Raw genomic sequence first — 24,977 nt, forward strand, 5'->3', positions numbered from 1 at the left:
CTCCTCTTCCCGTTCAAAGAACCGCCGCGGCCGCGGCCTGCGTATCGGTCGCGCCCGCGAGCCGCGCGTCGTGCAGAGCGGCGATCGATGCGCCCGCGCGATCGGCGACAGCGAAGCGTCCGTGCGGATAGCGCAGCAGCATCTCGGCGTCGCCGGCCTGCGCGGCGCCGAACACGATGCCGCCGATGCGCCACGTGCGCGGCGGTTCGCCGTCGTCGGGCCACGCGCCAAGCAGCACGCGCAACACGTTTTCCAGATGGTTGACCGGCAGCCACAGCTGCGGGCACGGCGCGTCGTTGCCGTCACCCGCGCCGTTCCCGTCGGCCGACGCACGCCACAACGCATCGGCGTCGGCGGCCCGCGCCTGCGCGATGTCGTCGTGCCAGCACGCGTCGGGCAGCAGGTCGCCGCGCCAGCTCGCACGCGTGACCGGCCGCGGCGCAACGTCGTGCGCATCGCACGGCAGCGATACCGTCGCGCCCGCGGGCGGACGGCTGCGATACACGAACGTCGCATCGAGCAGCGCGCGGCCGGCGAGCGATGCGCAGCGGACCGTCACGCGCCAGCCGTCGTCCACCGTGCGGCCCGTCACGTCGGTGTCGAGCGCGACGTCGCCATGCGCGTCGAGCGCGTCGGCGAGCGCATCGAGCGCGATCGTCACGTCGACGGCTTCGTGCAGGTAAGCGGGCTCGCCATCGGGCGGCGCGACCCAGTCGGCCACGACGCGCGCATGCTCGAGCAGCAGCGACGCGGGCATCGCCGCACGGCCGCCGAAGCGGAATGCGCGCGTGTAGGGCGCGCCGGCCGTGCGATAGCGCGTCGAGAAGAACGCGAACGGCCGGAATCGTGTCGGCTCGCCCGCGTGATGCCGGCGTGTCGCGAGTTCGCCGAGATTCGGCAAGCCGTCGACCGCGTCGAAGCCGCGCAACTGGATCGGCGTCAGTGCGCGGCCGACCGCGCCCATGTACATCGGTTCACCGCTATCGGAAGCCGTGGGCGCCGCGAGTTCCGCGAGCCAGTGCCGCACGCCGTCGTCGATGCGCATCGGCGTCACGTAGCGCCGCGTGACGGCCAGGTTCGTGATCATCCCGACACCGTCCCACGTCGGCCATACGAGCGTCTTCACGTGGCGCGTGCCTGCGTCGCGTCGCGCCCACCAGCCGAGCCGCGCGAGCGCGTCGTTCGCCGCCGCATAGTCGGTCTCGCCCGTCATGCCGCCCCAGCGGCCGGTCAGCGAACCGACGTTGACGAAGCAGTCGACGCGCGGCCGCTCGCGCACCGCCGCGTACAGATTCATGAAGCCGCGCACCTTCACGCGCACGGTGCCGACGAATTCGTCGGCGCGCTTGCGCGGCAGCCGTACCGGCTGATCGATGCCAGCGTTGTGGATCACGCCGCGCAACCGGTCGCCGAATGCGTCGCACAGTACGCGCACCGCGGCTGCATCGGTCACGTCGCACACGCGGTAGTGCACCGGCAGGCCGAGCGCGGCCGCCGCGTCGAGCGACGCCTTCAGTTCGCGGCGCCGCTCGAGCTGCCTCAGCGTGTGCCGGATCGCCTTCGGCGGCCGCTCCGGCGTCGCCTGCCGCAGCAGGTCGAGCCCGTAGCGCTTGAAGCCCGCGTCGTCGAGCGCGAGCCACGGCTCGTCGCCGGCCGGCAGCGCATCGCGGCCGGTGACGATCACCGTGCAGCGATGACGTTTCGCGATCTCGCACGCGGCCAGGAACCCGATCCCGCGCGCGCCGCCCGAAAACAACACGATGTCGTCCGGCCCCCAGTCGGGCGCCGCGTCCGCCGGCAGGTCGTCGCGGCGCGCGACGAGCGTATGGCGGCGCCCGCCGCGATGGCCAACCTCGAAGCGCCCCCAGCGATACAGTTCGCGCACGATCAAGCCGTCGACGCGCCCCGTCTCGTCGGGTGCGACGTCGAGCACGCGCACGTTGCAGTTCGGCAATTCCTGCGGCAGCGTCTTCGCGAGCCCCGCCCACAAGCCGCCGAGCGGCTGCACGAGCGTGCCGTCGCCGTAGCCCATCAGCCCGTCCTGCCACGTGAGCGCGAGATAGAACAGCCGCGACGTCGACTCCTCCTGCACCCAGTCGCCGTAGCACGCCTGCAGCAACGCGACCGTGCGACGCAGCGGCGCGTCCCACTGGTCGTGGCCGTCGAGCGAGAACGGCGCTTCGACGCCAAGATCGACGATGCCGTCGAACGGCCCCGACTGCATGACGAACGCGTTTGCGGCGCTCGCCGGATCGACGCCGTCGGCCGGCGCGAACACGCTCGGCTTCGCGCATGCGCGCAGCAGCGCCGCCACCACGCGCTCGACCGTGCGGCCGAGACCGTTGACGATCGCGATCCGCTTGCCGCTCAGTTCGGCCGCGGGCGCGTCGGGCAGCGGCTCGATTTCGACCGGACGCCATGTGAAGCGGTGTGTCGGCGCGGCGTCGGTGTGCTGCCGCGGGTCGTGCGTCGTCACATCGCGCTGTAGAAAGGCCAGCATTTCAGGCGCCAGCGTGGGACCGGCGGGCCGCTCGGGCGTCGGCGTGGGCGATGCCGCACTCGTCGGTTGTGCCGCATCGGGTTCGCGCGACGACGACGGCGGGAGCGGTGCCGCCTGCACGCGTCGCGCCTGCGTGCCCGTGAACGGACACGCCGCTGCCCGCTCGGCCGGCACGCTCGCGTCGCGTGCCGTCTGCTTCGTCGGCACGCGTTCGCGCGAGCGCGGCTTCGCGATCATCCGGATGCCGTCGCGCGGACGCAACGAGATCGTCGCACCGGTCTCGAGCGAATGCCCCGGCACCGCGCTCAGGTCGACGTGCTGCGCGACCACCGCGATCAGCACGCGCATCTGCAACAGCGCGGTCTGATAGCCGATGCACTTGCGCATGCCGCCGCCGAACGGAAAATACGCATACTTGTGCCGCGCCGGCGCGTGCGATCCGAAGTTCTCCGGATCGAATGCGTCGGGGTTCGCCCACAGCGCCGGATGACGATGCGTGACGTACGGCGACATGAACACCGACGAGCCGGCCGGCACGTGATAGCCGCCGATTTCATCGTCGTCGACCAGATCGCGCGTGAAGCCCCAGATCGGCGGATACAGGCGCAGGATCTCGTCGACGGTCTGCACCAGATACGGCAGACGTTCGATGTCGCCCGCGTCGGGCGCGCGGCCGCCGAGCACCGCGTCGAGTTCGTCGCGCAGCCGGCGCAGCACGTGCGGATGCTGCGCAAGCGCATAGAGCCCCCACGCCATGCCGCTGCCGGTGGTTTCGTGGCCGGCGAGAAACACCGTCATCACCTCGTCGTGCACCTCGCGCTCGGTCAGCGGCGCGCCCGTGTCGGGGTCGCGCGCGGCGAGCAGCAGCGAGATCACGTCGCTCGGCTCGCTGCGCCCCGTGCGATGCTCGGCGACGATCGCGTCGACGATCGTGTCGATCCCGCGGCGCGCGTGCGCGATCCGGCGATTGAACGGCGTCGGCATCCAGCGCGGCACGAAATCGTTCGCGTTGCCCTGCGGCATCATCGCCTCGATGCCGAAGCGCACGGCCGGCCCGACGTCGTCCGCGTGCCGCGAGATGTCCGCGTTGAACAGCATCAGCCCGAGCATGCGCAGGCTCACGCGCATCATCTCCTCGACGACGTCGAACGGCGCGTGCGCGGGCCGCTTCGACCAGCGCTCGACGAGCGCGAGCGCCGCGTCGCCGAGCGCGGCCGTGTGCGCGTCCACCTGCTTGCGGTGAAAGAGCGGCTGCACGACGCGCCGGTGCCGTCGCCAGAACTCGCCGTCGGTCGTCAGCAGCCCGTCGCCGAAGAACATCTTGAAGTTGTCGTAGAAGCGGCCGCGCACGTAGTTGCGGTGATTGTCCTGCAGCACGTGCTGGACGCCGTCCGGATGCGCGAGCGCATGCGTGAGGAACGGGCCGAGGCGGTTGCGGGCAATGTCGCCGTACTGCTGCTGAAGCTTCAGCAGCATCGTGACGGGATTGCGCTTGTATTGCGCGAGGTTGCCCATCACGACGCTGCCGCGCGGGCCGGGCGCGAGACGCTTCGTGCTCATGCGGACACCTGTTCGGCAGCCGCCTGCGCGGCGCGGCGCGCATCGACCTCGCCACGCGCGGCGAACGCGCCGGTCACGCGATGCACGTAGCCGATCACGATGCCCGTCACGTCGCGCATCTGCATCAGGATCCTGCCGTCCGGGCGCACCGCGACGAACCGGTTGCCGCTGCTCGCCGGCCCTTCGAGCGCGAACGCGCGCGGCGTCACGTGCAGCGCGATCGATGCGTGGCGGGCCGACAGCTCGCCGTCGTTGCCGGCTTCGTACAGGTCGATGCGGCCGATCGACATCGGCGCCGCGAGCGGGATGTAGTCGCCGGCGACATGATCGAGCGCCGCCACGCGCGCGAGCCCGTCGAGCAGGATGCTCGGCACCACGAACCGCGAGAACACCGGATCGCCGTCCGGTACGTTCAGCCGGAACCGTGCGTGCTTGCCCATGTCGCTCATGCCAGTGTCGGTCGTCGACACGAACATGCCGGTCAGCCGCACCGGCGCCGCGTCGAAGTGATACGGATCGGCGACGGGCGTAAACGTGCCGGCCGCCGGTTCGCTCCACACCGGCGCCGGCGCGTAGGTGTCGGCCAGACGCACGGTGATCTCGAAGTGCGGCTTGTCGCGTACGAGCACCTGCCCGCCCGGCGCCAGCACGTCGCCGGCAATCCTCACGTGCACGAGCACGGCATCGGCGTCGCGCGACACGATCCGCGCATGGATGCGCTTCACGCTCGGCCGCTTCGCATCGTAGACGCGCAGGAAGTGCAGGAACGTCGCGTCCGCGAAACCGACCACCTTGAGCCCCGGCACGAGCCGCAGCGCGGCCTCGGCGGCCACTTCGGGCACGAACGTGCCGGGCAGCGTCGGGAAGCCGTTGACGACGTGATGCTGCAGGTACGCGTCGCGCGCGAGATCGAACACGCGCTCGAACGTCACGCTGTCGGCGGTGCGCGCCAGCTCGCGGCCGAGATAGAAATCGGGCGCGCACGCGGCGGCCGGCGCCGGTTCGTCGAGATCGAAGTAACCGGGCAGATGCGTTTCGATCGCACGCCGCTCGGCCTCGCCGAGATGCACGGACATCGCCGCGCGCTCGCCGAGCCCGAGCTCGCGCATGAAGTGGTGCTGCCCTTCCGCGGTGCGCATGCTCGTAAAGAGGCCGCTCTTCTCCAGAAACGCGCGCGTGACCGGATTCGAGCCGAGCCCGACCGAGCGCCACAGCGTCCAGCCGATCGTGAATTCGTCGTGGCCGAGCGCCGCGCGGTGATACGACGCCTGCGTGTTCAGGAAGTCGTTGCCCGACGCGTAGTCGGTTTCGCCCGCCTGCCCCGTCAGGCCGATGAACGACCCGAAGTTGCACCACAGCCGCGGCTGCCGCGCGCCGAACGCGCGGCGCAGGTTCCAGTAGCCGCGCACCTTGATGTCGCGCACCGCGACGAAATCGTCGAGCGACTTCACGCGCACCGACGCCGACCGGTTCAGCCCGGCCGCGTTGACCAGCAGGTCGACGCGCGGCTCGCGCGCGAGGATCGCGTCGATGGCCGCCTTCACGCTGTCGGGGTCGAGCACGTCGGCGCGCACGTAGGTCACGCGATGCGCGCCGCTGAACGCGCGCATCGCGTCGATGTTGATGCACGCCGTGCGCGCGTCGGCCCGCCGCTCGAACGCGCGGATGATCTCCGGCAACGGCCGCTGCGGATCCAGCGCCTTCTGCTGGCGGATGTAATCGGGACGACTCTTCGCGAACGCTTCGTCGTCCATTGCGAGCAGCTCCGCGTCGACCGTGTCGAGCGCGCTGCTGCCGATCAGGTACAGCGTCGGGCGCACGTGCGCGGCGAGCGTCTTCATCAGCTCGCCGGTGATCCCGCGCGCGCCGCCGATCGCGACGACGACCGAGTCCTGGCCGAGCGACAGCCGCTCGTCGGCACGCAGCTCGCCTGCGTCCTCGCTCACGCGCGGCGTGCGGCGACGGCCCCCGCCCAACGCGACGACCGGCAGCCAGTGCTGTGCGCCGCTCTCTCGCTCCGCGTCGCGCAGCGCATCGGGCAGCGTGCGGGCATCGGTCAGCACCGCGACCGGGCGTGCTGTCGGCATCTCGATCGCGAGCGCCTTCACGAGGCCCGTGAACAGGCCGGCGTCCGGATGCGGCACGTCGCCCGCGAGCGCGTCGAGCAGCAGCGCGACGAACGTGCCGTCGCGCTCCAGTGCGTCGTGGCAGCGCTTGATCGCGAGGAACGCGAGGTCGTGCAGCGCGAGCCGCGCGGGTGCGGCCGGCGCGGCGGCGCCCGATGCGAGCGCGCTGGCGTCGAGCGACGTCAGCACGCGCACGTGGCCGATATCGTCGGGCAGCCTGTCGAGCGCCGCGGCATCGATCCGCTCGATCCAGTGCCAGCCCGGCCTGCTAGTGGCGAGCGGTCGCGTCGACAGCACCACGCAACCGGGCCCCGGTGCGGCCTGCGCGGCCAGCACTTCCGGCATGTCGGTCACGATCACGCAGCGCGGTGTGATGAACGGCGTCGACTGCCCTGTGGGTCGCCACGGCGCGTCGCGCCATTCGATCCGGTAACGCGCGACGCCGAGCGGTTCGCCGTCGGCCGCGACGCCGGTCCGGCGCAGCGTGCCGGGCAGCAAGGTGCCGGGGGAAACGGGTGCGGCGGGTGCGTCGGGCGGGTTGGTCATCGCCGCCGAAGCAGCGGCCGGTGCCGCTCGATCGGCGGACGGATCAGGCGTCGCCTCGCCATGCGGTTCGCCAGACGCAGCCGCTTGCGTGCCCGCGCGGTCGCAGGCGACGTGCAGCGCATAGCGCGCACGATCGCCGCCGCTGTCGCGCGTGAGCGTGGTGGCGGCCTCGCGAGCGACGAGCGCGCGCAGCACGTCGATCGCCGAGTCGGCGCCCGCATACGTGACCGCGCGACCCGTTGCGTCGCGCGGCGCGGCCGGTTCGACGGCCGCCTGCGCGTCGCCGCCGCCGACCACCGCGAGCACCGGCAGCCCTTCCGCGTGCGCCCGCCGCACGGTCGTCACCGCGAACAGCACGATGCCCTCCGCGAGCGGCAGCTCGAACGCCGGACGCACTTCTTCCGCCGAATTGCCGTTGATCCCGCCGACGATCGCCATGTCGAGTTCGCCGCTGCACAGAAAGCGCTCGGCCGCGTCGAATGCGGCCAGCGTCGACGCGTGCCCCGCGTCGACCGTCATGTTCATCCCGTGCAGGTCGTGATAGTTCGCGACGCGCGCCGGAATCACGTTCGGCATCATCCCCGGGAACGAATTCTCGGTCGTCGGCGCGACGAGCTGCTGCGTCGCGTCGCGCAGGCCGTTCAGCACGCGTTCGGTCGCCGCGCGTTCGTCCGGATGCGTCGCGTCGCGCACCGCGGTCGCGATGTCGTCGAGATAGCAGCGGCTCGCGTAGAGCGCCGCGTTGCGCGTGGGCCCCATGTGCCCCATCACGAGCCCGATCGTGTCCGCGTGCTCGCGCCAGAACGGGCCGAGGCGTTCGCGCAGGTCGTGCGCGGCATCGAGCGCCATCAACTGGCAACGGTCGAGCGCGCGCAGCACGGCCGGCGGCATCTTCACGCGCGCGAAGCTCGGCAGCGGATAGCCGACGCCGAAGCTCGCGTCGGGCGCGCGGCCTTCGCCGCGCAGCCACGCGGCGACCTGCGCGTCGCCGTCGAGGCCGGGAAACTTCGCCGACCATCCGACGATCGCGAGCGGCTCGCGCTTGAAGCGGCCGCTTGCAGGGCCAGCCGGCAGATCCTCACGGTATTCCGACACGATCAGATGCCCGTTCGTCCCGCCGAAGCCGAACCCGGACACCGCCGCGACGCGCGCCGATTCGCGCCGCGCCGGCCACGCTACCGGCGCGACCGGAATCCGCAGACTGGTGCCGGCGATGTCGAATTCGGGCGGCGGTTCGTTGAAGCGATGCTGCGGCGGAATCACCTGATGCCGCAAGCCGAGCAGCACCTGGATCACCGACACGACGCCGGCCGCCCAGCCCGTATGTCCGACCAGCGACTTGTTCGACGTCAGTTGCACGGGGCGGTCGCGCCGGATCGCATCGCGCAAGCTCTGAAATTCGGCGAGATCGCCGGCCGGCGTGCCGGTTGCGTGCGCAACGACCCAGTCGACGTCGGCGGGCACCGTGGCGGTGCGGGCATACGCGCGGTCGATCGCGATGCGCTGGCCGGCCGAATTCGGCGCATAGATCGCCTTGCCCTTGCCGTCCGACGACGAGCCGAACGATTTGAGCACGCCGAGAATGCGGTCGCCGTCCGCGCGCGCCCGCTTCAGGCGCTTCAGGATCACGACGCCCGCGCCGTCCGCGAACAGCACGCCGTCGCAATTACGATCGAGCGGCCGCACCTCGCCGCTGCGCGACAGCCCGTGCAGCTTCGAGAACAGGATCGAGCCGCGCGGCGCGAGCGCGAATGCGCCGCCGCACGCGACCACGTCCTGCTGGCCGAGCAGCAGCGCCTTGATCCCGAGATCGATCGAATACAGCGACGACGAACACGCGGTATCGACCATCATGGTTTGCGCATCGTCCGGCAGCACGCCCTTCATCGCGTTCAGGCCGACGCGATGCGGGAAGAACGACGCGAGATCGCCGGCGCCGCGCGCATAGCGCGCGCTCAGCACCGCATCGATCGCGGCCACGCGGCGCGCGCGCTCGGTCGCGTCGACGCCCGCGTCTGCCAGCACCGCGTTCAGGCGCTCGCGGGCCGCGGCCAGCACCATGCCCTCTTCGAGATGCTGGCTGCCGTCCGCGGTGTAACCGACGAGGAACGCGACGCGATCGGTGTCGCGCAGCGTCACGCCGTCGAGCGACTGGCACAGCGCGTGGCGCAGCCACAGCGTCGTCAGCTCGCGCGGCGCGGTGCCGGCGTCGAGTTCCGCACGCACCGTCGCGCATGGCTCGAACCGCTCGATGAAGACCGAGCGCGACTGATAGCTCTTGTCCTCGGCCGACGTATCGGGCGAGTAGAACGAGCGGTAATCCCAGCGATCCGGCGGCACGTTGCCGAACAGTTCGGGGCCGTCCAGCAGCGCGCGCCAGAATGCATCGGGATCGCTCGCGCCGGGCAGCGCGACGCCCATGCCGACCACGGCGATGTCGTCGCTGTCGTCGCTGTCGGGTACGTGATCAGCCCGCTCGTCCGGTGCATGTGCCGTCCGCGCGGCCGCGGCAACCGTATCGTCGCCCGCATGCGCGGCCGGCGCCCATTCCGCACGCGGCGACAATCCCTCGCTGCACAGCGACAGCCCGCCATCCGCGACGACCACCTGCCCGGTGATCCAGCGCGCCGCGTCCGACGCGAGAAACACGACGAGATCCGCGAGATCTTCCGCACGCGCGAGCCGCTTGAGCGGCGTCGCCGAGATGCTCGAGCGCTTGGTGTTCTCCGGGTCCGGAAACTGCGCGGCGACGTCGCCGTCGATCAGCGTCGACGACGCGCCGTTCACGCGAATGTCACGGCCCGCGTACTCGACCGCGAGATAGCGCGTGAGCGACTCGAGCGCCGCCTTCGCGGTGCCGACGACGAGATAGTTCGCCGGCACGAGCGTCGCGCCCACCGACGACACGTTGACGATCGCGCCGCCGCCCGAGCGCGCCATCAACGCGGCCGCACGCCGCGCGCACCAGAACGCGCCTTTCAGGTTGGTGTCGAGCGCACGATCGAAATGCTCGGCACCGATCTCGTCGACGCCGAGCAACGCGCCGGACGCCGCGTTGTTGACGAGCACGTCGAGGCGGCCGTAGCGCCGTTCGATCTCGTCGAACATCCGGTCGACCTGCGCCTGCTGCGCGACCGACGCGCGGATCACGTCGACGGTCGCGCCGAGCGCGCGCAGTTCGTCCGCGGTCTCCTTCGACGCATCGAGCGAGTGGAAGAAATTCAGGATCACGTGCGCGCCCTGCTCGGCGAACCGCCTGCAGATCGCCTTGCCCACGTTTTTCGCACCGCCCGTCACGAGAACGAGCTTGCCGCGCATGCTGGTATTCGACATGGATCGCCTGCCTATCGAGAACTTGTCATCACGGGCAGGGCCCCCCCTGCCGACCATCGACCACCGTTTCGGCCCGCCGCCGTCAGGCGGCTGCCTTTCCCTGGTTCTCGTAGACGAAATCGACGATCTGCCCCATCGCCTTGAAATCGCCGCTGCGGAAATTCGCGGGCAGCGGCGGCAACGCATAGCGCGCCGTAATGCGCTGGATGATCTCGGTCTGCTTGACCGAGTCGATGCCGAGTTCGGCCTCGAGTTCGATCGATTCGGAGAACACCTCGGCCGGATACTCCATCGCCTGCGCGTAGATGTCGACGAGCTCGGAGAACAGCCGCTCGCGCGGCACGTGTGCGGGTCTCGCCGGCGCGGCGGCGTCAGCCGCGGCCGCCGCGAACGGTTCGTGCGCGACCGACGGCGCAGGAACCGCCGTCAATGCCGGCCCGCCTACAGCGGCCAGCCGCGGCGCAGGTGCGACGCTCGGCTCCGGCTGCGGTGCGAACGGCGTTACGCCCGGTGCCGCGCCTGCCGGCGCCGCGCTCGCCGCGTCGAACGCGTGACGCAGTTCGCCCTTGAGCCAGTCGACGATGTGCGGCCCACGCGCATGCCAGAACGCGTCGAAACCGGAGCCGGCGTTGCCGATGCGAATATCGTCTTTCATGATGCTGTCCTCCTGGAAATAACGGGTGATCGTCGTGACGACGCTCGATTCCTCTGTCGCGTTCGACGGGCCGCCGAACGTCCTGACCGTGCCCGGCCCCGCGATGCGCACGACGATGCGCGCCAGCGCGTTGAGCGCGCCGCACTCGACATAGCGCACGATGCCGTCCGCGCGCGCGGCGCGAATCGCATCCGCGAACCGCACCGGCAACACGAAATGCGACGCGAGCCGCGCACCGGGATCGTCGGCGACGCTGTAGCGGCGCCCGAGAATCGGCGAATACACCGGAATCGCGAGCGCGCGATGCGGATAGGCGGCCAGCCGCGCAGCGAACTGTTCGCGCGCACCGGCCAGGTCGGGGTGATGAAAGCCGTACGGAGACCTGAGCGCCTGCGCGGTCACGCCGCGCGCCGCACAAGCCATGACGAAGCGTTCCAGCGCATCGCGCGGGCCCGACACGACGGTCTGCGACGGATGGTTTTCGACCGCGACGCACACGTTGCGCACCGCATGCGTGATGGCGCTCGCGTCGATCAGCTCGCGCGTCGCATCGGCGCCCGCGGCAATCGCGGCCATCATCCCGTCCGCCGGCGCGGCCGCCTGCAGCGACGCAATCCGGTCGCAGACGATTCGCGCGCCCTGCTCGATCGAATACAGGCCGCCGCACACCAGCGCCGCGATCTCGCCGAAGCTGTGTCCGATCAGCACGTCGGGCACGACGCCGCGCGCATGCAGCACGCCGAACATCCCGACCGACGCGCCGAAGATTCCCAGTTGCAGCAAATCGGGCGCGTCGCGCAGCCACGTGTCGAGCCCCGCGTCGTCGCGCCACAGCGCGCCGGTCAGCGGGCGGCCGAGCCGTTCGCTCGCGATCGCGTCGATCGTATCGAGCGTCTGCCGCACGCTGCGATGCTCGCGGCCGAGCTGCCGCAGCGCGCCCGCGTAGAACGCGCCCTGCCCCGGGAACAGGAACGCACAGCCGCGCGCTTGCGCGCCGTCCGCGTCCGGCCCCGCGTGAATCAACTCGCGTCGTTCCATAATCCCAATCTCCCGAGGCTCTCGGCCAGCTTCAGTCTCGCGGTGCGCCACTTCGACACCGCGAGCACGCGTTGCCGGCGCGCATCCGCGAGCGCCGACTGCGCATTCAATAGTTCCGTGAACGTGCCGACGCCGGCCTTGTAGCGGCCGCGCGCGATGTCGAGCGAATGCAGCGCGGTGTCCAGCAGATGCTGCGAGTTGTCGAGGTTCGTCGTATCGGTCTGCAGGCTCTGGTAGCTCTTCCACACATCGAGCGACACCTTGAGCTCGGTACTGCGCACGTCGGCTTCCTGTGCATCGGCCTGCGCCTTCGCCTCGGCGACCCGATAGCCGGACGCGAACCCTTCGAACAACGGAATCGACACCTGGATGCCGATCGAATTGCCGTGGCTGCTCTGGATCTGCAAAAACGACGGCTGCTGCTGGTACGACGGGTTGTTGCGCGACAGGCTGCCCGTCAGCGAAATCGTCGGCAGCGTCTGCGCCCGCACCGCGCGAACCTGGTCGCGTGCCGCGTCGAGCTTCTCGCGCGCGGCGATCAGCTTCGGGTGATGGCGCTTCGCTTCGGCGATCAGGTCGGCGACGCCGCGCGTGAAGTCGTCGCGATCGGGCGACGGTTCCGCGTCGGCGATGCGCAACGGCGTGTCGGCATCGACGCCGAGCGTCGTCGCGAGCGTGCCGATCGCGTTCTGCAGGTCGCCTTCCGCGCTCACGCGATCGAGCAGCGCCTTGCGATAGGTCGTCTGGGCCTGCAACGCGTCGCCGAGCGTGCCCGCGCCGCCGTCGTGACGCGCGGTGGCTTCGGCGAGACTTTCCTGCGCCGCGCGCTCGACGGCTTGCGCCGCCTCGAGCGCCGCCTGCGCGTCGCGCAGCGCATAGAACGCCTGCGCCGCGTCGAAGAACACGCTCTGCAACGTATCGTCGTGCGCGGCGTTGGCCGCGCGCAGCAGCGCACGCGCACGATCGAGATTCGCGCCGCGCTTGCCGAAATCGAACAGCACCCAGCTCAGGTTGAGCATCCCGTAGCGGCTGCTGCTGCGCTGGTTCTGCGAGAAGCCGCCGTTGTAGTCGGTCGTCAGGTTGTCGCGCTGGATGCCGGCCGTCGCGTTCAGCGTCGGCCAGTACGCGGCCTTCGCCACGCCGACCTCGGCCGTCGCCGCGCGCGCGTCCGACCACGTGCGGGTCAACTGCGGATGCGAACAGATCGCCTGCAGGATCGCATCCTCGAGCGCGAGCGGCCGGCCGTCGACGTGCGGTGCGCCGCACGCGGTCGCCGACGCCATCGATCCGCCCTGTGTCGCCGCGACATCGTCGCGCGTGCGATAGACGTCGAGCAGTTGCGCACGTGCCGGCGACGCGAATGCCGCGCAGGCAACGGCGGCCAGCACGATGGCGAGAGCGCGTGTCATCGTCTAGCGCCCCGCGACCGGCTGTGCCAAACCGGAATCGTGCGGCGCGTGCTGCGGTTCGGCCGGCGCGCCGCCGGACGGCTTCGCCGCGGCCGCCGCGCGCATCGCCGCGGTCGACTGGTCGAGCACGATCTTGCCGCCCTGCAGCATGATGACGCGCTGCGCCGACGCGATCGTCTCCGGCCGGTGCGCGACGATGAGCCGCGTCATCGCGAGCTGCGTGACGGCCGCATTGACCTGCTTCTCGCGTTGAATGTCGAGATGGCTCGTCGCCTCGTCGAGCACCAGGATGGCCGGCCGCTTGTACAGCGCGCGCGCCAGCAGCACGCGCTGCTTCTGGCCGCCGGACAGCACCGTGCCCATGTCGCCGACGAGCGTGTTGTAGCCCATCGGCATCGCGGCGACGTCGTCGTGCACGGCCGCGAAGCGCGCGCATTCGGCCACCCACTGCGGGTCCGCATCCGGGTCGAAGAAGCTGATGTTGTCCGCGATCGAGCCCGCGAACAGCACGTCGTCCTGCAGCACCGTGCCGACGAGCCCGCGCAGCCTGTCGATGCCGAGCCGCGCGACGTCGAGGCCGCCGATCCGCACGGTGCCGCCCGTCGGCTCGTGAATCCCGAGCAGCACGCTGATCAGCGTCGTCTTGCCGCAACCGGAGGGCCCGACGATCGCGACCGATTCGCCGGCCGCGATCGTCGTGCTGACGCCGTCCAGCACCAGCGGCTCGCCGTCCGCGTAACGAAACGACAGCCCGTCGATCTCGATGCTCGCGTCGAGTGCCTCCGCCTCGCCCGGCACGTTGCGCAGGCTCGCGTCCGGCTCCGCTTGCGCGAACACGATGTCGGCCAGCCGCTCGCCCTGCAGTTGCAGCATTTTCACTTCGAAATACTTGTCGATCAGACTGCCGACCCGGCTGTCGAACTGGCTCTTGTACGCGTTGAACGCCATCAGCACGCCGACCGTGAACTGACCGTCCATCACCATCCGCGCGCCGAGCCAGATGATCAGCACGTTCTCGATGCCGAACAGCAGGCCGTTGAGCTGCTGATAGAAGATCTGCAGCTTCTGCACGTGCAGGCCCGCATTGACCTGCTCGACCAGCAGCGTGATCCAGCTCGCGCGCCGCTCCGTCTGGCGGTTGAACAGCTTGATCGTCTTCACGCCGCGCACCGTCTCGAGGAAATGGCTCTGCTGCTTGGCCGCGTGCACGATCTGATCCTCGGTCGCGCGCCGCAGCGGCGCGTACCACATCCATCGGACCAGCGCGTACAGCGTCATCGTCACGAGCGCGACCACGCCGAGCACGCGGCTGTACACGAACATCATCGCGAGCGTGACGATCGTCATCAGCCCGTCGATCACCGCGCCGAGAAACGACGTCGTCAGCGTCTGCTGGATCGTGTCGATCGAACCGAAGCGCGACACGACGTCGCCGAGATGACGCCGCTCGTAGTAGCGCACCGGCAGGCTCAGCAGATGCGTGAACACGTTCGCGCGCCACTGGATGTTCAGCGTGACGCCCACGACCATCAACGCCCACGCGCGCATCGCGCCGGTCGCCTGCTGCATCAGCAGCAGCAGGCCGAAACCGAGCGCCAGCACCGTGAGCAGGTCGCGATCGGCGCTGACGATCACTTCGTCGATCACCCACTGCAGGAAGAACGGCTGCACGAGCATGAACACTTCCAGCGCGATCGCCAGCACCAGGATCTGCGCGAGCGAGCGCGACAGTCCCGACACCGGGCCCAGCAGTTCGCGCAGCTTGACCGCCGGGCGCGCCGCGCGCGGCGCGAAGCCGGCGGCCGGCCACAGCTCGAGCGCGACGCCGGTGAACGCGCGCGACACGTCGGCGAGCGGCACCTTGCGGATGCCGTGCGACGGATCGTGAATCGTCGCGGTCTTGCCGTTCACTTCCTTCAGCACGACGAAGTGGTTGAAATTCCAGTGCAGCAGGCACGGCACGCGAAGCTGCCCGAGCTGCGCCAGGTCGAGCTTCACCGCGCGCGTGCCGAGCGCGAGACGCTGCGCGACCTCGATCACGCGACCGAGGCCCGCGCCCTTCAGCGACACGGGGAATTGTCCGCGCAGCGTCGCGAGATCCACGTGGTGGCCGTGATAGCCCGCCACCATCGCGAGACACGCGAGCCCGCATTCGGCGGCTTCGGTCTGCAGGATCATCGGCAGCCGGCGGCCGATGCCGAACGAGAGTCGATCGAGTAATGCCATGCGCGACCTCGTCAGAGTTTGCCGGTCAGGCTGTAGAGCGGCTCGAGCACCCACTCGTACAGGCGCCTGCGTTCCTGCAGGATGTCCGCCTGCAGCGTCATGCCGGCCTGCAGCGGTTGCGGCGCGCCGTACGCGGTGACGTGCTGCGCATCGAGCGCGACGACCACGCGGTAGAAGGTCGCGTCGCGCCCCTCGCCCGGCGTCGCCGCGGGGCCGCCGTCGTTCGCGAGTTCGGCCGCCGACAGCGCCGTGCGCGCGATCGACACGACCGTCGCGCGGTACTGGCCGAACTTCTGGTAAGGAAACGCCTGATAGCGGATCAGCACCGGCTCGCCCGCCCGCACGAAGCCGATCGCCGTGCTCGGCACGAACAGGTGCGCCTGCCAGCGCGCGCCGCCCGGCACGACGCTCGCGAGCGGCCGCGACGGTTCGACCGACTGGCCGACGTCGGCGATCGCGGCCGTCACGATGCCCGTCTCCGGCGCGGTGACGACGATCCGGCGCTTCGCCTCGCTTTCGATCAGGTTCTGGTCGACGTCGATCACGGTGCGGTCGATCTGCGCGAGCTGGTTCTGCTGCTTGAAGCCGAGCCCCGACAGTTCGTTGCTCGCTTCGGTGAGCGACTGCAGCGTCGATGCGCGGTCGCGCAGCAGCCCGTTCAGCTTCGACTGCTGGTCGAGCAGATCGGCCTCGCGCTGCTGCGCCTGGTCCTTCGAGATGTAATCCTGCGCGAGCAGGCCGCGATAGCGCGTCGCGCCGTCGGCCGCGATCGACGTGCGCAGCCGCTGGGCCGCGAGCTGGTCGTCGATTTGCGCGAGCGCGCCTTTCAGGTTCGCGATCTTCGCGCGCAGCGTGTCGCGCTCGTCCTGCTGCAGGCTGCGCGTCTTGTCGATTTCGGTGAGCAGCGACGCCTTGCGCTGTCGCGCCTGCGCGATCAGCGCGGCTTGCGTGGCGCCTGCCGCCGCGCTTTGCAGGTCGGTCGACACCGTATAGAGCGTCTGCCCGCGCGTCACGCGCTGCCCTTCCTTCACGTCGCGCTCGACCACGATGCCCGGCTGCAATGCATAGACCTTGACCAGCCCGGAATCCGGCATCACCACGCCGCTGACCGTCGTGCGCCGCGTATAGGTCCCGAACGCGAAGAACAGCACCACGCAGGTGGCCATGACCAGCGCGACGGCCGTCAGCAGCGTCATGGACATCGGGTGCACGAGCACGATGTCGCCCATCACGCGCATCCGTTGAGCCTGTGCCGCTTCAGAACGAAAGAGACCGAACTCCATTTTCACCCAGCGTATCGCCACATTTCGGAATCAGCTTCCACCCGCTGCCACGCATCGGAACCGGCAAAAGCGATCCGGTATACAAGGAAGACCCGTGCATACCGGATCGTCGGTTCCATCATCGGGAAACGCGGCGGCTACCGCGTCGCCTCAATGGCGGCAACTCAGTAAATCGGGCCGCCGAACAGGCCGTCGAGCAGGTTCACGGCGGCGGTCGTGATCGTCTCGCCGATGTTGTATGCCTGCTTGACCGGTGCGGCGAAGATGCCGAACGTCAGCGCATTGCCGATGCTCTCCGCGGTGCTGCCGCCCCATTCGATGATGTTGCCCAGTGCGGAGGGGATACCCGGGCCGCTGTAGTAGCCACCGGCAACCTGGGCGATTTCCTGCTGATTCAGCTCTTGCATTGCATTTCTCCAGTTTTAAAATGCTAGATAACCCATCTAGCGAGGCATCGAACCACGCCGCGATTGCGACGCAGATCAATACGTTAAATACATTTAAACTTTCGAACGGCGCAATCGCATCGTTCGAGCCGATTTAAACTGATGCACTTATTCCATTCGAATGGCGCGCAAAACCCCGACGACTCGAATCAATCGATCGACTTTTCACCCTGATCGGCAACCGGACAGTGATCGACTGACGACCCGCGATTATTCCTCGCCTCGCGCGGCGCCCGGCCAGAAGGCCGCCGGGCAACGGACGCGCAGGCGCCACCGTGCATGGATGCCGCGGCGTCCGCACGTCGTGAAACTCGAAAAGTGAAATGAGTACGAATACCCGCCCGAGGATCGACCGAGAATAATCGCGTGCTAAATGTCGTTCACCGAATCAAACCAAACATCATTGAACGGCCGATCGACACCAGATATCCCCTCTGAAATTTTTACCGCACTGAATTCGACGGCCCAATGATCGGACACTTTCCGTACGCTCTTTGTACGATACCGCACCATCGGGCTAACCCGATATTTCGAGGCGATTCATTCTATTTTTATTGAGAATGCCTAACTTGAATACGGCGATTGAATGCCCTCAGTTGATTCTCGAAAGTGCGCGCCGGGCCATGCAGACGGCCCGGCGCGCAACACGTCACTACGCCGCCTTCGGCTTCGACAACTGATCCGCGACGGGCAGGCTGCGGATGCGCGTGCCGGTCGCCGCGAAGATCGCGTTGGTCAGCGCCGGTGCCACGGGCGGCAGGCCCGGCTCGCCCACGCCGCCGAGGGGCGTCGCATAGTCGTCGGGCGCCACCAGATGCACGCGGATTTCGCGCGGCGCCTCGTTCATCCTCAGCACCTGGAAGCCGTTGAAGTTGCTCTGCTCCGGGTGGCCGTCCTTGAACGTGATCTCGCCGTGCAGTGCAATGCCGAGCCCCATCACCACCGCGCCCTCGAGCTGCGAGCGCACGCGCTCCGGATTGACCTGCGGCCCGCAGTCGATCGCGATGTCGACGCGCGGCACCGAGATCTTGCCGTCCGCGCCGACCTGCACCTCGCACACCACCGCCGTGTACGACACGAAGCTGCGATGCGCGGCGATTCCGAGCCCGTGCCCCTTCGGCCGCTTGCGCCCCCAGCCGGCTTCGCGCGCGACCGTCTCGACCACGCGCCGCAGCCGGCCCGTGTCGACCGGATACAGCGCGGGATCCTCGCCGTAGTTCACGTTCTTCACCGCGATGTGCGGCTCGAAACGCCGCGCGGGCCCGATCAGGTCGAGCAGGAAATCCTTCGGATCGCGGCCGGCCGCATGCGCGAGCTCCGACACGAAACTCTGGATGCCGAACGCATGCGGGATGTTGTACACCGAGCGGAACCAGCCGATCCGCGTGTGCGCTTGAGCGGCCGGATTCTCGATCCGCACGTTCGGAATCGCGAACGGCAGATCCGCGATGCCTTGCGCGAGCTCGCCGGGCTGCTCGTGCACGACGCCGGCGCGAAACGTCGACTGGATCGACGGCGCGACCGTGCGATGCTGCCACGCGACCACCTTCCCCGCCGCATCGATCCCGCCGTCGAATGCTTCGAGCGATACCGCGTGGAAGTAGTCGTGCGCGATGTCGTCCTCGCGCGTGAACGTCAGTTTCACCGGCGCGCCGACCGCCTTCGACAGCAACGCGGCTTCCACCACGTAATCGGGCTTCGACTTGCGGCCGAAGCCGCCGCCGAGCAGCGTCACGTTGACCGTCACGCGCTCGGTCGGCACGCCGAGCGCCTTCGCGATCTCGTCGCGCGTGGTCTGCGGCGCCTGCGTGCAGGTCCACACCTCGCAGCGGCCGTCGGCCACGCGTGCGACGGCCGCGGGCGGCTCCATCGTCGCGTGCGCCAGATGCGGGATGTAGTAGGTCGCGCGCACGCGTTTCGCGGCGCCGGCGAGTGCGACCGCCGCATCGCCGTCGTTGCGGATCACGTCGCCCGGCTGCGCGGCGGCCGCTTCGAGCGTCTTGCGATACGCGGCCGAGTCGTAGTCCGCATGCGGCCCGCGCTTCCAGTCGATCTTCAACTGCGCGCGGGCCTGGATGGCCGTCCACGTATCGCGCGCAATGACGGCCACGCCGCCGAGCGGCTGGAAGCCGAACGGCAGCGGCGTCGACGCCAGTTGCACGACCTTGACGACACCCGGCAGCTTTTCAGCGGCCGTTGCGTCGAATGACCCCACCGTATCGCCATAGACCGGCGGGCGCGCGACGACCGCGTACAGCATGCCGTCGAGCCGCGTGTCGATCCCGTACTGCGCACGGCCGCCGACGATGTCGCGTCCGTCGATCAGCGCCGTCTTGCCCTTGCCGATATAGCGGAAGTCGGCGGGCGCCTTCAGCGCCACGCTTTTCGTATCGGGCACCGGCAGCGCGGCGGCCCTCGCGGCCAGTTCGCCGAAGCCGAGCGTGCGTCCGGTTTTCGTGTCGACGACCTCGTGCACCGTCGCCTTCACCTGGCGCACGTCGACGCCCCACGTCGCTGCCGCGGCCTGCTCGAGCATCGTGCGCGCGGCCGCCCCCGCGCGGCGCAGCGCGGCGAAGCTCTGGCGCAGGCTGCGCGAACCGTCGGTGTTCTGGTTGCCGTAGCGCGGCTCGTCGCCGACCGCTTGCGCGACCTTCACGCGCGCCCAGTCCGCGCCCAGCTCGTCGGCCACCACGAGCGCGACGCTCGTGCGCACGCCCTGCCCCATCTCGGAGCGGATGCAGGTCACCGTGACGGTGCCGTCCGGTGCGATCGCAACGAACAAGTTCGGATCGTCGCGCAACCCGTGCGGCATTCCCGCGCCGCCATACTGCGGATTCGCGCTGACGGGCGGCTGCACCGGCGCGGCCGCCTGCGCGAGCGCCGGCACGCCGAACGCGAGCAGCAGCCCGCCGGAGGCGAAACCGCGCAGCAGCGCGCGACGGCTTTCGTTGTGGACGGAGAGTTCGGGCGCGCTCATGCGGCACCTCCGCGGCGCACGGCCAGCCGGATCGCCGCGCGAATGCGCGTATAGGTGCCGCAGCGGCAGATGTTGCCGGACATCGCATCGTCGATGTCGGCGTCGCTCGGATGCGGATTCGCCTTCAGCAGCGACGCGGCCTGCATGATCTGCCCGGACTGGCAGTAGCCGCATTGCGCGACGTTCAGTTCCTGCCACGCCTGCTGCAGCGGATGCGTGAGATCGGTCGACAATCCCTCGATCGTCGTCACGCGCTTGCCGGCGGCGACCGCGACGGGCGTGATGCACGCGCGGATCGCGACGCCGTCGAGATGCACGGTGCACGCTCCGCACAGCGCCATCCCGCAGCCGAACTTGGTGCCGGTGTGGCCGAGCACATCGCGCAGATACCAGAGCAACGGCATGTCGGGATTGCCGTCGAAGTGCTGCTCGCTACCGTTGACGGTCAGCGTGATCATCGTTCACCTCCTGGTTGCGATGCCCGCCGGGCAGGCACCGAGTGGGGATTCGAACGGCGCGGCACCCATTCCGAACGACCAGGCAGGCGTGGCGCCGTTTCGTCGACCGTGTCGCGTGCAGGCACGGCCGGGCGGATGCTGCGAACGATGCTGCTGCCGGTTGCTTGCGCAACCTTTCAACCTCACTCGGGCCAGCTGCTCGTCCGCATGGATCGCCGCCCGCATTATCGAACCATTTCGGATTCGACGTCGGATTGGGCGGATTCCGGAGTTTTAGGCAAGCGGGGAGAAAACACGGACGGAAACCGGACGTGTCGGTGGCGAGACTTCCGAATGCAGCGGGGAAATTCGTTCCGGGTCGTACACGCGCAAGCATCCGGCCGACCTTGCGGCCGGACCGGATGCCTGACGACTGGGTAGAACGAGCCGGAAGACGCTAGCGCGCGGGCCGCCTCACGGCGACCGCAACGCCTGCAACCCGAGCGTGAGCGCGTTGAACGACATTTCCGCCGCGCCCATCGAGAAGCTGGTCGTCTTCGTGGGCACGCCGGGCGTACGCATCAGCGCGTGAACGATCCGCTCGCTCGCATGGCCGTCGCCGTACGGATTGCTCGCGCGCGACATTTCCTCGTACGCGCTCTCGCTGTCGAACAGCCGCGACGCCTCCCACACGATCCGGTCCTGATCGGTGCCGACGAGCCGCGCGGTGCCGGCCTGTATCGCTTCGGGCCGCTCGGTCGTCTCGCGCGTGACGAGCACCGGCTTGCCGAGCGCGGGCCCCTCTTCCTGAATGCCGCCCGAATCCGTGATGATGAAATGCGCGCGCGACATCAGGAATACGAACGAAAGATATTCCTGCGGCTCGATCAGGTAGATGTTGGGCACGCCGCCGAGCCGCGCGCGCGCCGGCTCCCGCACGTTCGGGTTCAGGTGCAGCGGATAGACGAACTGCGCATCGCGATAGCGGCTCGCCAGCGTGCACAGCGCGTCGCAGAAATGCCGGAACGGTTCGCCGAAACTTTCGCGACGATGCCCGGTGATCAGCACGACGCGCCGCGACGGTTCGAGAAACGGGAAGTACGCGGCGATCTTGTCCGACAGCGCGGCGGTGCGATCCAGCATGCGCTTGACCTCGTGCAGCGCATCGATCACGGTATTGCCGGTCAGCGAGACGGCCCCACCTGGCACGCCCTCGCTCAGCAGGTTGTCGCGTGCCTGCCCGGTGGGCGCGAAATGCCATGACGACACCGCATCGGTCACGCGGCGATTCAGCTCCTCCGGCCACGGCGACCAGATGTCGCCGCTGCGCAAGCCGGCTTCCACGTGACCGACCGGCAGATAGCGATAGAACGCGGCAAGGCTCACCGCGAGCGTGGTCGTCGTATCGCCGTGCACCAGCACGACGTCCGGCCGAAAATCGTCGAAGACCACGCCGATCGCCTGGAGAATGCCGGTCGTCACGTCGGTCAGCGTCTGGCCTTGCCGCATCAGGTTGAGATCGTAGTCGGGCTTGATGTCGAACAGCGTCAGCACCTGGTCGAGCATTTCCCGATGCTGCGCGGTCACGCACACCCGGGCGTCGACATCCGTTTGCGCCTTCAGCGCACGCACCAGCGGCGCCATCTTGATGGCCTCCGGCCGAGTCCCGAACACAAGCAAGATCTTCTTCATCGTTATCCTCGTTTAGCCGCCTCGCGCCCGGCGATCCCGCACGCGGCGCGAAGCATGTATTCGGGCGGCGCATCCCGTGCTCGCACGCGATCGACACGCGGCGATGTTGCCGGGCGAGCGCACCGCTTCGTCCGCGCGGTCCGGGCCGCGCGAATCGTCGTACCACCGGCGTCCCGTTGCACTGAATCCATCACGTCATGAGCCGTTCCTCGCTGTGTCGAGCGTCACGTCCTCCCACTACAGCAATATTCAAACCAACCGGCCCGCATCCCGGCCCGCTTCGTTCCGCGGCCATCGCGCGCGGACGGTGCGTTACGGAATGTTTCACAACTGCTACGGACGGTCGCATCGCCGGATCGACACGACAACGATAAACAGCCGGACGCCCGCGCGATCCGTCTGACGCCGTCGTCCGACGAATCGCGCATGCATGTCGAGCATTCGTCACGACGCGAATCGCGCGTACCTTTCGATGCGCTTTGCGTCGCCTCGATTCGCCACTTTCGTCTGTGCAGCGCATCGCGCGTGCGCGAGCGTCGACCGCCGTCGCGCACGCAGGAATTCGTCCGTCACCGACGGTGCTTGCGTCGCACGAATCCGGTCGCGGGAAATGTTGCGAATGTGTAACGCCGATCCGAAACCGGCAAATACATCGGAGTCCCGTCTATTCGTCACATGTGATGGCCGCAATCGTTCCGACCGCCGGACCGACGCGCACACGACGAGCGACACACGGCGCCCCGTCGTGCCAAGCGACACCCGGCAAGACATCATCGACAGGTTCGACGACCCGGTCGCCGCACGATGGGCGTGATGCGCGCGCCCGACCGTGCGGGGTCGCATGCGACGCATGCACGCTGATTCGTCATTGAATCAAAACACGCCGACCGCACGCGTGCTGCATCCGTTTCCCGTGCGCGGCCCCTTGCTGCACGGGGCATCGCGGCAGATGGCTCACGCCTTGCTTAATGTCAGACAGGTACGTCCCGAAGCACTCGCATGGCAGCAGACAGACGGGGACGCCATAGCAACGAAGCCGGGAGGCGACGCGACGCGTCCGTCCGGGGCAACCGACGACCGCCCCGATGCGACGAACGCGCCACCGCTTCCCATTGACGTCCGCGCGATCCACGGAGCGCCTTCAGCTCTCATCGGTCGTCGTCGCGGGCACGGGGACGAGGACATGAAACGAACGCGGGCGGCGTCACTCTGCGAGCAAGGCATCCTGCTGCTGATCGTGCTCGCCTGCTCGCTGCTCGTGCACGACACCGCATCGCAGGCGAGCGCCGAACCGGCCGGGTTCGGCGTGCCCGCCGCAACCGCCCCGACCACCGCAACCGCCGCGATTGCGATGGAGCACACCGCACTCGATAGCGCGACGCTCCCGCTCGCAGAGCAGGCCTCGCCCGATCCGGATGCATCGCTCGCGCCGCCGCCCGCCCGCACACCGGACATCACGTTCGATCCCGAGCTGTTGCTGATGCCGTGCGTGGCGTACCTGTGGCTGTTCACGCTGCTGACGTGCGGGTACGCCGCACGGCACTACGTATTCAGCCTCGACCGCCTGTTCAAGCCGCAGCATGCGCCCTACCGGACGATGACCCACGGCGACTGGCCGCGGCTCACGGTCTTCGTCGCCGCCCACAACGAGGAAACCGTCATCGTCGATTGCCTGATGGCGCTGCTGGCGACGACCTACCCGCGCGACCGGCTCACGATCGTCCCGGTCAACGACCGCTCGACCGACAACACCCGCGCATTGATCGACGAAGTGCGGGCGCTCGCGCCCGAACTGATCCAGCCGTTTCACCGCGAAACCGGCAAGCCGGGCAAGGCAGCCGCGCTGAAGGATGCGCTGCGCTTCATCCGCGGCGACATCATGGTGGTATTCGACGCCGACTACCTGCCGCGCCCGGGGCTGCTGAAGGAACTCGTCGCGCCGTTCTTCGATCCGGAAGTCGGCGCGGTGATGGGCCGCGTGGTGCCGCAGAACGCCGACAGCAACCTGCTCGCGCGGCTGCTCGATCTCGAGCGCGCGGGCGGCTATCAGGTCAACCAGCAAGCCCGCAACAATCTCGACCTGGTGCCGCAATACGGCGGCACGGTCGGCGGCATCCGCAAGGGCGCGCTCGACGCCGTGGGCGGCTGGTGCGACGACACGCTCGCCGAAGATACCGACATGACCTACCGCCTGCTGCTGAGCGACTGGCGCACGGTCTATCTGAACCACGCCGAATGTTATGAGGAAGTGCCGGAGCGCTGGGCCGTCCGCGCGCGGCAACTGACGCGCTGGGCGAAGGGCCACAACCAGACGATGCTGCGCTATCTGGTGCCGGTGCTGCGCAATCCGCTGATCTCGCGGCGCTGCCGGCTCGACGGCGCACTGCTGCTCGGCGTGTTCGCGATGCCCGCGCTGCTCGCGCTCGCGTGGAGCGCCGCGCTCGCGCTCTACCTGTTCAACGGCGTCAACTCGACCGAGCTCGGCCTGCTCCTGTCGCTGTTCGCGCTGTTCTCGTTCAGCACCTTCGGCAACTTCGGCGTGTTCTTCGAGATCGTCGTCGCCGCCCGGCTCGACGGCCGCGCGACGCGTTTGCGGCTCGTGCCGGTCAACGTCGTCGGCTTTTGCGTGACGATCGCGGCGGTCGTCTCCGCGCTCTGGGGGCTCGCGCTCGACGCCGTGTTCCGCCGCGAACTGAAATGGGACAAGACCGAGCGTTTTCGCCGGCAGTTGAAACCGGAGCGATGATCG

11 protein-coding genes are annotated in these 24,977 nt (G+C 69.0%); 1 reads left to right on the top strand and 10 read right to left on the bottom strand.

Annotation, left to right across the window (positions count from 1 at the left end; all coding sequences use genetic code 11):
* Positions 1-13 precede the first annotated feature (13 nt).
* The 10 genes from HWX14_RS04745 to wecB form a co-directional block, all read right to left on the bottom strand.
* The gene (locus HWX14_RS04745; protein WP_175881752.1) at positions 14-4,060 is read right to left on the bottom strand and encodes a cytochrome P450; all 4,047 of its coding nucleotides are present in this window, start codon (positions 4,058-4,060) and stop codon (positions 14-16) included.
* The gene (locus HWX14_RS04750) at positions 4,057-10,065 is read right to left on the bottom strand and encodes an SDR family oxidoreductase (protein WP_175881753.1); all 6,009 of its coding nucleotides are present in this window, start codon (positions 10,063-10,065) and stop codon (positions 4,057-4,059) included. The genes HWX14_RS04745 and HWX14_RS04750 overlap by 4 nt, the downstream gene beginning before the upstream one ends.
* Positions 10,066-10,147: 82 nt before the next feature.
* A complete protein-coding gene (locus HWX14_RS04755; protein ID WP_175881754.1) occupies positions 10,148-11,758 on the bottom strand; it encodes an acyltransferase domain-containing protein in 1,611 nt (536 codons plus the stop codon).
* On the bottom strand, positions 11,740-13,167 hold the full coding sequence (locus tag HWX14_RS04760; protein WP_175881755.1) for a TolC family protein: 1,428 nt from the start codon (positions 13,165-13,167) through the stop codon (positions 11,740-11,742). Before HWX14_RS04760 ends, HWX14_RS04755 begins: the two co-directional genes overlap by 19 nt.
* 3 nt (positions 13,168-13,170) lie before the next feature.
* Positions 13,171-15,393, bottom strand: coding sequence for a peptidase domain-containing ABC transporter (locus tag HWX14_RS04765; protein WP_175881756.1), 2,223 nt, complete (start codon positions 15,391-15,393; stop codon positions 13,171-13,173).
* Between the two features lie 11 nt (positions 15,394-15,404).
* Positions 15,405-16,676, bottom strand: coding sequence for an HlyD family efflux transporter periplasmic adaptor subunit (locus HWX14_RS04770; RefSeq protein ID WP_175881757.1), 1,272 nt, complete (start codon positions 16,674-16,676; stop codon positions 15,405-15,407).
* Between the two features lie 164 nt (positions 16,677-16,840).
* On the bottom strand, positions 16,841-17,083 hold the full coding sequence (locus HWX14_RS04775) for a hypothetical protein (RefSeq protein WP_175881758.1): 243 nt from the start codon (positions 17,081-17,083) through the stop codon (positions 16,841-16,843).
* 691 nt (positions 17,084-17,774) lie between these two features.
* Positions 17,775-20,099: a xanthine dehydrogenase family protein molybdopterin-binding subunit gene (locus HWX14_RS04780; RefSeq protein ID WP_175881759.1), complete on the bottom strand. Its 2,325-nt coding sequence runs from the start codon at positions 20,097-20,099 to the stop codon at positions 17,775-17,777.
* Entirely contained in the window at positions 20,096-20,557 is a 462-nt protein-coding gene (locus tag HWX14_RS04785) for a (2Fe-2S)-binding protein (RefSeq protein ID WP_175881760.1), read from the bottom strand. The genes HWX14_RS04780 and HWX14_RS04785 overlap by 4 nt, the downstream gene beginning before the upstream one ends.
* Before the next feature lie 453 nt (positions 20,558-21,010).
* The gene (gene wecB, locus HWX14_RS04790) at positions 21,011-22,228 is read right to left on the bottom strand and encodes a UDP-N-acetylglucosamine 2-epimerase (non-hydrolyzing) (protein WP_175881761.1); all 1,218 of its coding nucleotides are present in this window, start codon (positions 22,226-22,228) and stop codon (positions 21,011-21,013) included.
* A 1,183-nt stretch (positions 22,229-23,411) separates the two neighbouring features.
* On the opposite strand from wecB, the gene HWX14_RS04795 reads away from it, so the two are divergent.
* Positions 23,412-24,974, top strand: a complete 1,563-nt coding sequence (locus HWX14_RS04795; RefSeq protein WP_175881762.1) for a glycosyltransferase — start codon at positions 23,412-23,414, stop codon at positions 24,972-24,974.
* Positions 24,975-24,977: the final 3 nt, after the last annotated feature.

This window comes from Burkholderia sp. BCC0044 (genome assembly GCF_902832955.1).
Classification (GTDB): domain Bacteria; phylum Pseudomonadota; class Gammaproteobacteria; order Burkholderiales; family Burkholderiaceae; genus Burkholderia.